The organism is Micromonospora sp. LHW51205 (genome assembly GCF_003315815.1).
GTDB classification, from domain to species: domain Bacteria; phylum Actinomycetota; class Actinomycetes; order Mycobacteriales; family Micromonosporaceae; genus Micromonospora; species Micromonospora chalcea.
Genome location: NZ_QMEZ01000009.1, coordinates 22787 through 37108, shown reverse-complemented (window position 1 = coordinate 37108; position 14322 = coordinate 22787). Strand labels below are relative to the sequence as shown.

The 14322-nt window shown below is 72.6% G+C and carries 11 protein-coding genes; 9 read left to right on the top strand and 2 right to left on the bottom strand.

Features of this window, described 5'->3' with window-relative positions:
- The first annotated feature begins 17 nt into the window (after positions 1 to 17).
- The 7 genes from murJ to DQE82_RS25965 all read left to right on the top strand — a co-directional run bounded on the left by murJ (position 18) and on the right by DQE82_RS25965 (position 8300).
- The gene (gene murJ / locus DQE82_RS25995; RefSeq protein WP_064448057.1) at positions 18 to 1766 is read left to right on the top strand and encodes a murein biosynthesis integral membrane protein MurJ; all 1749 of its coding nucleotides are present in this window, start codon (positions 18 to 20) and stop codon (positions 1764 to 1766) included.
- A gap of 410 nt (positions 1767 to 2176) precedes the next feature.
- The gene (locus DQE82_RS25990) at positions 2177 to 3790 is read left to right on the top strand and encodes a protein kinase family protein (protein ID WP_043327691.1); all 1614 of its coding nucleotides are present in this window, start codon (positions 2177 to 2179) and stop codon (positions 3788 to 3790) included.
- Positions 3791 to 3833: 43 nt separating this feature from the next.
- Positions 3834 to 4538 carry an RNA polymerase sigma factor SigM gene (gene sigM, locus DQE82_RS25985; protein WP_064448055.1) on the top strand — a complete coding sequence of 235 codons (705 nt, stop codon included), beginning with the start codon at positions 3834 to 3836 and terminating at the stop codon, positions 4536 to 4538.
- The gene (locus DQE82_RS25980) at positions 4535 to 5482 is read left to right on the top strand and encodes a hypothetical protein (protein ID WP_113974483.1); all 948 of its coding nucleotides are present in this window, start codon (positions 4535 to 4537) and stop codon (positions 5480 to 5482) included. The genes sigM and DQE82_RS25980 overlap by 4 nt, the downstream gene beginning before the upstream one ends.
- A gap of 176 nt (positions 5483 to 5658) precedes the next feature.
- A complete protein-coding gene (gene trxB / locus DQE82_RS25975; RefSeq protein ID WP_064448138.1) occupies positions 5659 to 6612 on the top strand; it encodes a thioredoxin-disulfide reductase in 954 nt (317 codons plus the stop codon).
- A gap of 38 nt (positions 6613 to 6650) precedes the next feature.
- Entirely contained in the window at positions 6651 to 6974 is a 324-nt protein-coding gene (gene trxA / locus DQE82_RS25970) for a thioredoxin (protein WP_030499495.1), read from the top strand.
- Between the two features lie 165 nt (positions 6975 to 7139).
- Positions 7140 to 8300, top strand: a complete 1161-nt coding sequence (locus DQE82_RS25965) for an N-acetylmuramoyl-L-alanine amidase (RefSeq protein ID WP_043327688.1) — start codon at positions 7140 to 7142, stop codon at positions 8298 to 8300.
- A gap of 7 nt (positions 8301 to 8307) precedes the next feature.
- On the opposite strand, the gene DQE82_RS25960 is transcribed toward DQE82_RS25965, so the two are convergent.
- Positions 8308 to 8973 (bottom strand): hypothetical protein, encoded by a 666-nt coding sequence (locus tag DQE82_RS25960; protein WP_043327687.1) that lies wholly within the window; start codon positions 8971 to 8973, stop codon positions 8308 to 8310.
- A gap of 282 nt (positions 8974 to 9255) precedes the next feature.
- On the opposite strand from DQE82_RS25960, the gene DQE82_RS25955 reads away from it, so the two are divergent.
- Together DQE82_RS25955 and DQE82_RS25950 are read left to right on the top strand one after the other, a co-directional pair.
- Positions 9256 to 10569 (top strand): PLP-dependent aminotransferase family protein, encoded by a 1314-nt coding sequence (locus tag DQE82_RS25955; protein WP_064448053.1) that lies wholly within the window; start codon positions 9256 to 9258, stop codon positions 10567 to 10569.
- A gap of 7 nt (positions 10570 to 10576) precedes the next feature.
- Complete coding sequence (locus DQE82_RS25950) at positions 10577 to 11569, top strand: D-alanine--D-alanine ligase (RefSeq protein ID WP_043327686.1); 993 nt, start codon at positions 10577 to 10579, stop codon at positions 11567 to 11569.
- 2 nt (positions 11570 to 11571) lie between these two features.
- Here DQE82_RS25950 and DQE82_RS25945 read toward each other — a convergent pair whose 3' ends face one another.
- A complete protein-coding gene (locus tag DQE82_RS25945) occupies positions 11572 to 12429 on the bottom strand; it encodes a hypothetical protein (RefSeq protein WP_233514785.1) in 858 nt (285 codons plus the stop codon).
- Between the last annotated feature and the right edge of the window lie 1893 nt (positions 12430 to 14322).

The following is a 14322-nucleotide window of genomic DNA, read 5'->3' as shown; positions in this document are numbered from 1 at the left end:
CCCTTGGAGGCTGGCAGATGAGCGGCGGGCTCTACCGCAGCGCGAACGCGCACGGCGGCGGCCTGCCGCCGGACGACGGCGCCACCTTCATCTCCGCCGAGCCGCTGAACCAGCCGGGCGTCGAGGCCGTCGCGCCCCCGCAGGAGGTGGTGGCCGAGACCAGCGCCGCGGCGAACAGCGCGGTGATGGCCATCGGCAGCCTGGTCAGCCGGGGTACGGGCTTCATCCGCAACCTGATGATCGGCGCCGCGCTCGGCACCATGGTCGGTGACGCGTTCACCACCGCCCAGTTCCTGCCCAACCAGGTCTACGAGTTCCTGCTCGGCGGCGTGCTGACCAGCGTCCTGGTGCCGGTGCTGGTCCGCCGCCGCAAGATCGACGCGGACCGGGGCGAGGCGTACGCGCAGCGGCTGCTGACCCTCGCGGTGCTGGCCCTGGCCGCGACCGCGCTGATCGCCGTGGTGCTGGCCCCGGTGCTCACCGCCGTGTACGCGGCCGGCAGCGACGACCCGGCGTACACCACGCTGGTCACCCGGCTGTCGTACCTGATGCTGCCGATGCTGTTCTTCACCGGCATCAGCGCGTTGATCGCCGCGGTGCTGAACACCCGGGGGCACTTCGCCGCCCCGATGTGGGCGCCGATCCTCAACAACATCGTCTCCATCGGCACGTTCGGCCTGTACATCGTCGTCTACAGCGCGAAGGCGCTGCCGCCCGGCGAGGTGGGCTGGGACCGGATCCTGCTGGTCGGCGGCGGCACGCTGCTGGGCGTCGCGGTGCAGGCGATCGGCCTGCTGCCCGCGCTGCGCAAGGTCGGCTTCCGGTGGAAGGCACGGTTCGACTTCCGCGAGCTGGGGCTGCGCGAGCTGGCCCGGCTCGGCGCCTGGATGTTCTGCTACGTCGCGGTCAACCAGCTCGGCCTCTTCGTGGTGGTCAACCTGCTCAACCGGGCCACCGGCGGGGACGGCCAGAACGCCGGCCTGCTGATCTACAACAACGTCTTCCTGCTGCTGATGATGGCGCACGGCATCATCGCCGTCTCGATCATCACCGCGCTGATGCCGCGGATGAGCGCGGCCGCCGCCGAGAACCGGTTCCACGACGTCACCGCCGACCTGTCCCGGGGCACCCGGATGGTCACCGCGGTGCTCGCGCCCATCGCGGTCTGCTACGCGGTGCTGGCCGCCCCGATCTCGGTGGTGGTGTTCCGGTACGGCGCGTTCACCGGCGACAACGCGGTGGCCACGTCGACGGTCCTGCTGGTGGCGGCGCTCGGCCTGGTGCCGTTCGCGGTCAGCCAGCTCTTCACCTTCGCGTTCTACGCGCTGCCGGACACCCGTACCCCGGCTCTGGTCAACATTCCGGTGGTGGCGCTGCGCGTCCTGCTCCAGGTCGGTCTGTTCCTGATCTTCTCGAACACGTTCGCGGCGGCCGGGATGATGCTCGGCAACGCCGTGTCGTACCTGGCGGCGGCGATCATCTCGGCGATGCTGCTGCGGCCCCGGGTGGGCCGGATCGGGCTGGGCGGGATCATGCGCACGCTCGGCCGGGTGGTCGTGGCGGCCCTCGGCGCGGCGGTCGTCGGCCTGCTCGTGGTCGCGGTGCTGCCGGGCGACCCGGCGAGCCTGAGCTGGCTCGCCGCGGCGGTCCAGTTGGTGATCGGCGGCGCGGCGATCGGCGCCACCTACCTCGGGCTCGCCATGGTGCTGCGGATCGGCGAGATCACCGAGGTGGTCGGGATGGTCCGGCGGCGCCTTGGGCGTTGACCCCCTCGGTGACCGACGGTGAACGAGGATCACCAGGCTGGGGATACGGCTGTGGATAACTTGGAATTCCCCCGTCCACTGGGCCTCTCGGCCTGTGGACAACCAACCGTACGGACGAGGGAGCGCAGGCCGGGAAGGGGAAAACCTCCCCGTCGCCGCACCGGTACGCCCCTGTGCCACCTCGTTGCCGTCAACCTCTAGATTGGCGGTGCGTGTCCGGCTCGCCCGCCGGGTGGGCGGGCGACCCGGCCGGGAGCCCGTGGCGACTGGCCTTCCGGCCGGTCACAGCGGGAAGATGACATGTCGGAGAACCGGGCATCCCGGGTAAGGTCGCTCTCGACGGGTACGACCGGGATCGACGCGACCGTCGAGACCGCGGCCGTTCCACCGAAGGCAGAGCGGGAAGCCACATGCCCAGCAGCACGGGTCCATCGATCGACGCGATCACCGAGGGAGGACGGGTGACCCAGGTCGGCGAGGGTCAGGAAGCGGAGGAGACCTCTCCTGCGGTCGTGACCTTCGGTGCTCCCACGGTCGGTGAGCTGCTCGCCGAGCGGTACGAACTGGTCGAGCACATCAACAACGACAGCGCGGGCCGGTTGGTCTGGCGCGGTGTCGACGTGGTGCTCCGCCGTCCCGTCGCGGTGGTCCTCCGCTACCCGGGTGGCGACTCCGCCACCGAGATGCTTCAGGCCGCGGTCGCCGCGAGCCGCGTCATCCACCCCAACCTGGTCGGCGTCTACGACGCGATCGACGAGGACGACCGCGCCTACGTGGTCCGCGAGTGGGTGGACGGGCAGTCGCTGCGCGAGATGGTCGCCGCCGACGGGCCGCTCGACCCGGCTCGGGCCACGGCGATCGGCAACGCCGTCGCGAGCGCCCTCGCCGCCGTACACGCCACCGGCATGGTGCACGGCAACCTGCACCCCGGCACGGTGATGATCAGCGACGACGGCCGGGTGGTGCTCGCCGACGCGCGTACCGACGGGGCGGACAGCCAGCAGAACGACCTGCGCGCGGTCGGTGGGGTGCTCTACTTCGCCCTGACCGGGCACTGGCCGCACGGCGAGGCCCCGCTGCACGGCGCCACCGCCGGGCACGGCCGCGCCGCCCTGCCGGACGCGGTCCGCGACGCCACCGGCGCCATCGCCGCGCCCCGGCAGGTGCGTGCCGGCGTGCCGGCGTACCTCGACGACCTGACCATGGACCTGCTCGACCGGGAGATCGACCCGCCGGCGTCGGACGTGCTGGCCGCCGAGCTGAGCCGGCTCGACATCCCGGCCGACGAGCAGTTCCTGGAGCAGGCCGGGCCGCTGCGTTTCACCGCCGAGCCCGGCGAGGAGCCCTCGCCGCTGGCCGCGGCCGGCGGGCGCAAGGTCGCCATCGGCATCGCCGGCATGCTGGCTGTCGCCCTGGTCGGGCTGCTCATCGGCATCAACGCGCTCGGCGGTGGCGACGACGGCGACAAGGAGCCGGTCGCCCAGCCGTCGAACAGCGCGCCGGCCAGCGCCGGCGGTGGCGACGAGCCCGCAGCGCAGGTCCGCAAGCTCACCATCCAGGACGTACGGATCATCGACCCGGACGGCGATCGCGCGGAGGTGCGCAACGCCGAGAAGGTCATCGACGGCGACGACGACGAGGGCTGGGAGACCAACACCTACCGGACGAACGCCAAGTTCGGCGGCCTCAAGAAGGGCATGGGCGTCTGGATTGACCTGGGTGCCCCGCACTCGGTCAAGCAGCTGGAGGCGACGCTGTCGGCCACCGGCGCCACCGTCGAGCTGCGTACCGGTGCCCGCGGCGACTTCCCGTCCACCTCCGCCGGCGACAAGCAGCTGGTGAACGCCTACTCCACGGTGGTCGGGCCGGCGAACGAGAACGGCGGCACGAAGATGATCTTCGACGCCTTCCAGCCGGACCAGAAGTACCAGTACCTCCTCTTCTGGATCACCAAGCTGCCGGTGAAGGACAACGGCAGCACCTGGAAGCTCGGCGTCCAGGAGATCACGGTCCAGGGCTCGTGACCCGTCGGCCGCGCCCGCCGCGCCACCTCCGCCGGACGTGGTGATGGCGGAACGCGACGACCCGCAGCCCGGCCGCTCCGACCTGGACCTGCTCCGGGCCCACGTGGCGGGCGACCGGGACGCCTTCACCGAACTGTTCCAGCGGCACCGCGACCGGCTCTGGGCGGTCGCCCTGCGTACGATCGGCGACCGCGAGGAGGCGGCCGACGCCCTCCAGGACGCCATGCTCTCCGCCCACCGCGCCGCCGCCCGGTTCCGGGGCGACTCGGCGGTCACCACCTGGATGCACCGGATCGTGGTGAACGCCTGCCTGGACCGGATCCGGCGGCGGCAGACCCACGCCACCGTCCCGCTGCCGGACGGGACGCACACCGACGGCGAACCGGGCCGGCACACCGGCGGGCGGGAACCGGCCGCACCGGCACACGACCACGACACCGCGCTCGTGGTCCGGCAGGCTCTCGCGGCGCTACCGGCCGAACAGCGGGCCGCGCTGGTCCTGGTGGACGTGCAGGGCTATCCGGTCGCCGAGGTGGCCCTGATGCTCGGCGTCGCCGAGGGGACCGTGAAGAGCCGGTGCGCCCGGGGCCGGGCGAGGCTCGCCGTCCTGCTCGGGCACCTGCGGACCGGTTCCGACTCCCCCGCGGCCGACGTGCCGCGGGTCACCTCCGGGAACCGGCGGGGCCCCGAGGGCGTCGGATCCTCGTCGGGAGCGTCCCGTCAGGCCGTCAGCCAGGAGGAGCCGTGACTTCCCGGGAGTTCAGCGAGGTCGACCACGACCTGCTCGCCGACTACCTCGGCGGGGCGCTGGACGGCACCCCCGAGCAGGCGACAGTGGCCCGGCTGGTCGAGCAGGACCCGGCATGGCGGGTCGCGTACGAGACGCTCGCCGAGGCGGTCGACCTGGTGCACGCCGACCTGGCCGGCTGGGCGGCGGCGCCCACGCCGGAGATGCCCGTGGCGGTGACCGACCGGATCACGGCGGCGCTCGCCGGGGCCGGACCGGGCGCGCTGCGCGACGGTACGCCCGTCGTACCGGCTCAGGCCGGCGGCGCGGCCCGCCCGCCCGGCGCCGCGTCGCGTCCCGAACGACACAGCGGCCCCGGTCGTCGTCCCCGGCGCTGGGCCCGGATCGCCGGGCCGGTGGCCCTGGCCGCGGCCTCGGTCGCGGCGGTGGGGCTCGGTGTCGGCCGGCTGGCCGACCCGGGCGACGGCGGTACGGCCGACCGGGCGGCCGGGGAGGCGGCGCCGATGGCCGCCGCGCCGTACCGGACCACCGGACCGGCGCTGCGCAGCGGCACCGACTGGACCCCGGAACGCCTCGCCGCCGCCCGCGTGCCCACCGGGGCGAAGTCGACGCCGCAGGACATGGCCGCTCCGTCCGGCGCGGCGCGGGAGAACGGCCCGGAGACGCCGCTGTACAGCGACAAGTACCGCGCCGGGGGGTTCGCCGGGCTGGACCGGCTGACCCGGCCGGAAACGCTCGGCGCGTGCCTCACCGCGATCGGCGCGGAGCACGGCGCCACCCCGCTCACCATCGACATGATCGACTACGCCCGGTACCAGGGCGCTCCGGCGCTCGTGGTGACGTTCGCCGACGCGACCGGCGCCCGCTGGGGCTGGGCGAGCGGGCCGGAGTGCGGCGTGCCCGGGTCCGGCGCGGACACGCGCTTCCGTACGCGGGTAGGGTGAAAACGCGGTCATCACGCGTGTCCCGCCACGTGACCTGACCCACCGGATGACCGGCTCGGGAATCCCCGCTTCGTACGATGACGTTCTGCAAGTCAGGCGCCGGCGCCGCTGAGCCGTCGGCACTCGGGATCGACATCGGTGCGGCCGGTGACGAACACACACATCGGGAGACGGCAGTGGACGAGGTCCGCAACCTGATCATCATCGGCTCCGGTCCGGCCGGCTACACGGCTGCGGTCTACGCCGCACGCGCCAACCTGAAGCCGCTGGTGATCGAGGGCGTGCAGTCGGGTGGCGCGCTGATGACCACCACCGAGGTGGAGAACTTCCCCGGTTTCGCCGACGGCATCCTCGGGCCCGAGCTGATGGACAACATGCGCAAGCAGGCCGAGCGTTTCGGCGCCGAGTTCCTCACCGACGACGTGACCCGGGTCGAGCTGAAGGACACCGGCGAGATCGGCTCCGACGCGGTCAGCACCGTGTGGGTGGGCGAGACCGCGTACCGCGCCCGCGCCGTCATCCTCTCCACCGGCTCCGCCTGGCGGCCGCTCGGTGTGCCGGGCGAGCAGGAATACCTCGGCCACGGGGTGTCGTCCTGCGCCACCTGTGACGGCTTCTTCTTCCGCAACCAGCACATCGTGGTGGTCGGCGGCGGCGACTCGGCGATGGAGGAGGCCAGCTTCCTCACCCGGTTCGCCGAGTCGGTGACGATCCTCCACCGCCGCGACTCGTTCCGCGCCAGCAAGATCATGGCGGACCGGGCGCTGAGCAACGAGAAGATCAAGGTCGAGTGGAACACCGTGGTCGAGGAGATCCTCGGCGACGACGGCAAGGTCAACGGCGTACGGGTGCGCAACGTGCACACCGGCGAGAGCAAGGTGCTCGACGTCACGGGCGTGTTCGTGGCGATCGGGCACGACCCGCGCAGTGAGCTGTTCCGCGGCCAGGTGGAGCTCGACGACGAGGGGTACGTGAAGGTCGAAGCGCCGAGCACCCGTACCAGCGTGCCGGGCGTGTTCGCGGCCGGTGACGTGGTCGACCACACCTACCGGCAGGCCATCACGGCGGCCGGCACCGGCTGTGCCGCCGCGCTGGACGCCGAGCGCTTCATCGCCACCATCCAGGGCTGAGAGTTCGACGAGCAAGGTTCGGAGGAGGAGAGTTCATAGTGGGAGCAACCAAGGCGGTCACTGACGCGAGTTTCGTCAGCGACGTGCTGCAGTCCGACAAGCCGGTCCTGGTGGACTTCTGGGCGGAGTGGTGCGGCCCGTGCCGCAAGGTCTCGCCGCTGCTGGAGGAGATCGCCGGCGAGATGAAGGACCAGGTCACCATCGTCAAGCTCAACATCGACGAGAACCCGGAGACGGCGCGCGCCTACCGGGTCATGTCGGTGCCGACGCTGACGATCTTCAAGAACGGCCAGCCCGTGCAGTCGATCGCCGGCGCCAAGCCGAAGGGCGAGTTGCTCAAGCTCATCGAGTCGGCGCTCTGAGCCGTACCGGCAGCGCCGGAACCCCCGTCACCCCGCCCGGGTGACGGGGGTTCCGGCTTTCCTGACCTGCATGAACACGAACCCGCCGGGTACCGGTCACGGTACGCTCCGTAAGCATCTCGTCGGAGTTCCGGTCCTGCCAACGTCCGTGCATAGGGGGTCGTCGTGCATCCGATCCGACCCGGTGACCAGGGACCGGCGGTGGCCGAGATCCGTACCGTCCTCGTCGGCCTGGAGCTTCTTCCCGCCGAGGGCGGAGGCGACGACTACGACGCCGAGACCGAACGCGCGGTCCGGGCGTTCCAGCAGTCCCGCGGCCTCAGCGTCGACGGGCGCGTCGGCGCCGAGACCTGGCGGGCGCTGGACGCGGCCCGCTGGCGGTTCGGCGCCCGCGCGCTCTTCCACGCCGTACCCGAGCCGATCACCGGCGAGGACGTCCGCTCGCTCCAGGAACGCCTCCTGGAGATGGGGTACGACGTGGGGCGCGCCGACGCCATCTACGGCATCCGCACCTCCCGCGCGGTGGCCCAGTTCCAGCGGGAGATGGGGCTGAAACCGGACGGGTCGTGCGGGCCGCACACCGTCAACGCGCTGCGCCGCCTCGGCCGCAAGGTGGTCGGCGGACGCCCGCAATGGCTGCGCGAGTCCGACGCCATCCGGCAGGCCGGGCCGGAACTGGTCGGGCGGACCGTGGTGATCGACCCGGGGCACGGAGGCACCGACCCGGGCGTGGTGGTGCCCGACGGCCCGCTGCACTGGACCGAGGCGGACCTCGTGCACGACCTCGCCAGCCGGCTGGAGGGGCGGCTCGCCGCGGCCGGCGTACGGGTGCAGCTGACCCGGGGCCCCGCGCCCGCGAGTTGCCTGCCCGACGCGGACCGGGCCCAGCTCGCCAACTCCCTCGGCGCCGACGTGTTCATCTCGCTGCACACCGACCACCACGCCAACCCGGCCGCCGAGGGGGTCGCCACCTACCACTACGGCACCGACAACGGCGTCACGTCGGCGACCGGCGAACGTCTGGCCGGGCTGGTGCAGCGGGAGATCGTGGCCCGCACCGGGCTGCGTGACTGCCGTACCCACGCCAAGGCGTGGGAGCTGCTCCGGCTCACCCGGATGCCCGCGGTACGCGTCGAGGTCGGCTACCTGACCTCGCCGGACGACCGGGCCCGGCTGGTCGACCCCCGGTTCCGGGACCGGGTGGCCGAGGCCATCGTCGCCGCGGTGCAGCGGATGTACCTGCCGATCGAACGCGACGTGCCGACCGGCTCGATCGACGTGACCGAACTGCGGGCGGCACTCGCCGCCGGCACCGTCGTCGACTGATCCCCGCTCAGCTGGTCGAGCGGGTGGCCGGCGCCGGGCGGACCGGCCGCAGCAGCGTCTCCGGGCTCATCGAGCCGAGCAGCTTCTCCAGCGCGTACTCGACGTCCGACTTCCAGCTCAGCGCCGTCCGCAACTCCAACCGCAGGCGCGGGTAACGCGGGTGCGGCCGGACCGTCTTGAAGCCCACCGAGAGGAAGAAGTCGGCGGGCGCCACGCAGGCGCGGGCCGGGTCGTCCGCGTCGTCGCCGAACTTGGCGTCCCCGAACGCCTCGATCGCCTTGATGCCGCGCTTGGTCAGGTCGCGGGCCACGCCCTGGACCAGCATCCGGCCCAGGCCGCCGTCGGCGAAGGCGGGCACCACGTGCGCCGTCATCAGCAGCGCCGCGTCCGCCGAGACCGGCGAGGTGGGAAACGCCATCGAGCGCGGGACGTACGCCGGCGGCGCGTACATGACGAAGCCGGCCGGCATCCCGTCGACGTAGACGAGCTTGCCGCAGGAACCCCACTCCAGCAGCGTCTGGGAGACCCACGCCTCCTTCTCCAGGCCCGGGTCACCTGCTGCGCAGGCCCGCTCCGCGGAGACCGGATCCAGCTCCCAGTAGACGCAGCGCCGGCACGATCGAGGCAGGTCCTCCAGCGTGTCCAGGGTCAGGCTGACCAGACGTCGCGACATGAGCGCACCCCACCAATAGGCTCGGAGCGCCGGTTCCTCCCGCGCCCTCCTGCTCCCGACGAGCGATCGTACGCCCCTGTCCGGCGGTACGGGAGGGAACGCGTGAACCCCCGCCCGGACGGCCGAGTGGCGGGTCCGGGATGTGGACGTGTCCACACGGCCGGTGCCGCTACCGTCACCGGGGACTACGATCGACCAACCGGCCCTCGCCGCCAATGGATGTCGGCATCGCGGGTACCACACCGGGCGGCAGCCCCGCCGACACCCGATCGAGGTGATGTCATGACCGGCACGACGCTCGACGACTACACCGACAGGTACGCCCGGCGCGTCCGCGGGATGACCGCCTCGGAGATCCGGGCGCTCTTCGCGGTGGCCAACCGGCCGGAGGTCGTCTCGCTCGCCGGTGGGGCACCCTACATCGCGGCGCTGCCGCTCGACGCGGTCGGCGAGATGCTCGGCCGGCTCGGCTCCGAGCACGGCGCCACCACCCTCCAGTACGGCGTCGGCCAGGGCGCCCCGGAGCTGCGCGAGCGGATCTGCGAGGTGATGTCCCTCTCCGGGATCGACGCCTCGTGCGGCGCCTCCCCGGAGGACGTGGTCGTCACCGTCGGCGGCCAGCAGGCCCTCGACCTGGTGGCCCGGCTCTTCCTGGACCCGGGTGACGTGGTGCTCGCCGAGGGGCCGACGTACGTCGGCGCGCTCGGGGTGTTCCAGGCCGCCCAGGCCCAGGTGGCCCACGTGCCGATGGACGACGAAGGGCTCATCCCGGAGGCGCTGGAGGTGGCCATCGCCGACCTGGCCCGGGCCGGCCGCCGGGTGAAGTTCCTCTACACCATCCCCACCTACCAGAACCCCGCCGGCGTGACGCTGAGCGAGGAGCGGCGCGAACGGGTGCTCGACATCTGTGAGCGCGCCGGGCTGCTCGTGGTGGAGGACGACCCGTACGGTCAGCTCGGCTTCGAGGGCGAGGCGCCCCGGCCGCTGCGGGCCCGGCGGCGCGAGGGGGTCTTCTACCTGAGCACGTTCTCCAAGACGTTCGCGCCGGGCCTGCGGGTGGGCTGGATCCTGGCCCCGCACGCGGTCCGCGACAAGCTGGTCATCGCCAGTGAGGCGCAGATCCTCTGCCCGAGCGCCTACGCCCAGTCGGCCGTCTCCACGTACCTCGGCACCATGCCCTGGCGGCAGCAGCTCAAGGTCTACCGCGAGATCTACCGCGAGCGCCGGGACGCGCTGCTCGACGCGATGGCCGACCTGATGCCGGAGGGCACCACCTGGACCAGGCCGCAGGGCGGCCTGTTCGTCTGGGCGACGCTGCCCGACGGGCTCGACTCCAAGGCGATGATGCCGCGGGCAGTGGCCGCCCGCGTCGCGTACGTGCCGGGGACCGGCTTCTACGCCGACGGCACCGGCGCCGGGAACATGCGGCTGAACTTTTCCTTCCCGACGCCGGAGCGGATCCGCGAGGGTGTCCGCCGGCTGGCCGGGGTGATGGAGCAGGAGATCGCGATGCGGAAGGTCTTCGGCGCGGTCGGCGGTGCCGGACCCCGCCGACGCCAGGGCGGCTCGGACGCGCCCGGTCCCGACTTGGCATGATGCCCGCATGTCCGACAGCCCTGCCGCACCGCCTCCCGTGACCGGATCCGCCGTCGACGAGCTGCACGTGCTCGTACTCGCCGGTGGCCTCTCCTACGAGCGGGACGTCTCGTTGCGGTCGGGCCGCCGGGTGCTCGACGCGCTGCGCGCGGTCGGCGTGCAGGCGGAGCTGCGCGACGCCGACGTGGCGTTGCTGCCCGCGCTGACCGCCGACCCGCCGGACGCGGTGGTGATCGCCCTGCACGGTGCCACCGGCGAGGACGGCTCGCTGCGCGGCGTGCTCGACCTCTGGGACGTGCCCTACGTCGGCTGCGACGCCCGGTCGTCCCGGCTCGCCTGGGACAAGCCGTCGGCGAAGGCGGTGCTGCGCGAGGCGGGCATCCCGACGCCCGACTGGGTGGCGTTGCCGCACGACCGTTTCTCCGAGCTGGGCGCGGTCGCCGTCCTGGACCGGATCGTCGACCGGCTCGGGCTGCCGCTGATGGTCAAACCGGCGCAGGGCGGCTCCGGACTGGGCGCCGCCGTGGTCCGGGAGGCGGCGTCGCTGCCGGCCGCCATGGTGGGTTGTTTCGCGTACGACCAGACCGCACTCGTGGAGCGCTACGTGCCCGGAATGGACGTGGCGGTCTCCGTGCTCGACCTCGGCAAGGGCCCGCAGGCCCTGCCCCCGGTCGAGATCGTGCCGCGCAACGGCGTCTACGACTACGCGGCCCGCTACACCGCCGGCCGTACCACCTGGCACGCGCCCGCCCGGCTCGACGCCGCGACGACAGCCCGGGTGACCGAGGTGGCGCTCGCCGCGCACACCGCGCTCGGCCTGCGCGACGTGTCCCGGGTCGACCTGATCGTCGACGCCGGCGGTGACCCGCACGTGCTGGAGGTGAACGTCTCTCCGGGCATGACCGAGACGTCGCTGCTGCCGCTGGCGATCCAGGCGGCCGGGCTGGACTTCGGCCGGGTGCTCGGCACGCTCGTGACCCGGGCCGCCGCCCGCCGCTGAGGTCAGCCCTCCCGGGTACGCCCCGCCCGCGGCTGGCCGTCGTCGACCACGTCCTCGGCCTCGCCCGCAGTCGGGGCGTCCCCGGTCTCCTGCTCCTCGGCCGCCTCGGATCCGTCCTCCGGCTCCGGGTCGTCGACCGACGGGCCCGCGGAGGGGTCTGAGACGCCCCCTGCCGCCTCGGACTCCGGGATCTCGTCCGCAGCCTCGATCACTGATGCGGGCTCGTCCTCGGGCTCCTCAGCGGCGTCCGTGGCCGAGGCCGGGGCAAAGCTCGACGGGGCCTGCCACTGGATGCGCGGCGGCTCGGCGAGCGGCCGGCCACCGAACTCGGCGAGCCACGCGGCCACCAGGGCCAGATTCTCCCGCCACTTGTCCTCGGAGATGGGGGGCAGGATCGAGTCCCACAGCGACAGGAACGTGCCGCGCAGTTGCAGCCGCCCGTACGGCCGGGCCAGGAACCACAGGTGCAGGTGCGCGGAACCGTCGCCCCAACGATTCACGTGGACCCGGGCCACGCCGTCGAGCGACCGGACGGCCCGCTCCAGGCGCACGGTCATCACGCCCAGCTCGGCGGCGAGCAGATTCGGCAGGTCGCCCAGATCCAGGTGGGACCGGGACTCCAGGATCAGGACCATCGGCAGACCGGTGGGCCGGTCCATGGCACGGACCCGCCACCGCTCACCGACCCAGATGTACGCCTCGTCGGGCGCATTGCAGGCGGTGCACTCCCGGTCCGCCTCGCCGCGGCGGGGAGGTTCGAACGGTACGGGCTCGTCGAGCTGCTTGACGCGGAGATCGCCCTCGAAGGGAAAGGACGGCCACTGGGTGAAGTCTGGAACTGAGGGAGGGGTGTCCGGCACGACGCTGACCCTAACCGAGTTGGCGACGCCTGTCCCTACCCGTTCCACTGGCCGCGCACAGGTTGTCCACCACGTTGTCCACAGGGTGCCGAGATCACCAGTACGGTGCGTCATCCACTGCTCAGCAAGGGTTTCGGCGCCTCGTTTCACGTGAAACGAGACGAGCCTGTGGACAACTGCTGTGGATAACTAGAGGGCGTGTGGATCCGTTCTTCCAACGATCGGGCGCGCGATCCGTACCGGGTTCGGGAAGGGCTTCTTGCGGTCGGTTTCACGTGAAACGACGGCGGTCGGATCGTCCGTGGTTCCACGCCGGTCCTCGGTGCGCCGAGTGCTGGGTCCTACGTCAGCCCGGCGCGGGGGTTCGCTGGGCCGGGGTTCTCGCTGGCCGGCTGATCCACGGTGACTCTCGACCGGTCCGCCGCCCCGCCGAGTCGACCAACCGGTATGCGACATGAAGGCACAGCCCGGCCGGACACCCGCCGAGTGCCAAGCAGCCGGGACGGCAGCGTCCGCCAGAGCCGGCCCACGAAGCGGCATCCGAGCCACCTCGGCTCAGCGGCGCACCGCGGCTCACCCCGAGCCACCGGGGCCAGCCGGGTCACCGGGGCTCCTGCCGTTCCCGGCCGCCCCGCCGCTTTGGCCGCCCCGGCCGAACGGCCCGCTCCGGCCCGCTCTGGTCGCTCTGGTCGCTCCGGTCGCTCCGGTCGCTCCGGTCGCTCCGGTCGCTCCGGTCGCTCCGGTCGCTCCGGTCGCTCCGGTCGCTCCGGTCGCTCCGGCGAGCATTCTCGCGCCCGCTTCGAACCTGCGAGAAATCAGCGGCTAGCGACAACTCATCCGGCTCCTGTGCGGGTGGTCTGGAGGCGTTGCTGACAGGGTGGTCATCGGCCGGGGCGACGGGGACATCTTGGGAAACGCGCGCCCCCAGACGGAACCACTTCGGTCCGAGCTCGCCAACGCCAGCCGCCCCGGGGTGCGGTGGAACACTATGGGTGTCTCCGAGGCGTTTTGACACCCATGGTGTTCCACTCGGTCCAGCTGCCGCTCTAGCGGGATGGCAGCGCGCGGGGCGGTGGGTGTCGGGGCGGTGAGTGCGCAGCGACGGCGGCTGCAACGACGGCCACCGGCGCGGGGCATCGGCGAGACGGCCGCATCAGCGACGCGATGTCAGCATCGACGCGATGGACGCGCGTCATCGTTTGGCCGGGTGGCCAGTAGCGGCCGGCATGGGACTGGGCCCGAAGGGCGGGCCACGGTGACCCAAAGGCGACGAGCCCAGGTCTGCAACCCACGTGGTTGCCCTTTGCCCACGCCCGAGCGGAGGTTCACGTTCGGCAGCGGCCGCCGCTTCGTGGGCAGTTCGATGTACAGCTTCGACCAGTAGCGTCGCGCGCCGCATCGGCGGGGCGGTGGGAGTGCTCAGCGGCCTCACGCGGGCCTACCCGTTTCACGTGAAACGCCGCCGCCTACCGACCGGGCTGCACCCGGTCTTGCCCTCCTTCTGAGGCGAGTAGTCCGCGAGTTCGGCACCCCAACCCGGGGCAGAAGCGAACCAGCCGCCCAGGTTCCGCCAGTCGCCTTAGCCACCCGGCCTATCCCGCCGCCGCGCGACCGCGTCGCCTCGGCACATCGCCACCGCGCTACCACCGCTACCCCCGCCACCCGCATTACGGCGCCACCGCGCCACCGCGCCACGACGCCACCGCGTCACCCGCGCCCCCTCGCCACGCGCCACCGCGCCACCGCGCCACCGCGCACCGGGCACCAGGCACCGGGCACCGGGCACCGGGCACCGGCATTCTCGTTTCACGTGAAACCAGCGGGAAGGACGCCGAGCCGGCCACGCCCTCGCGCGGGCAGCAGCAGACGGTTCGCAACCGAAACGGCGTCCTG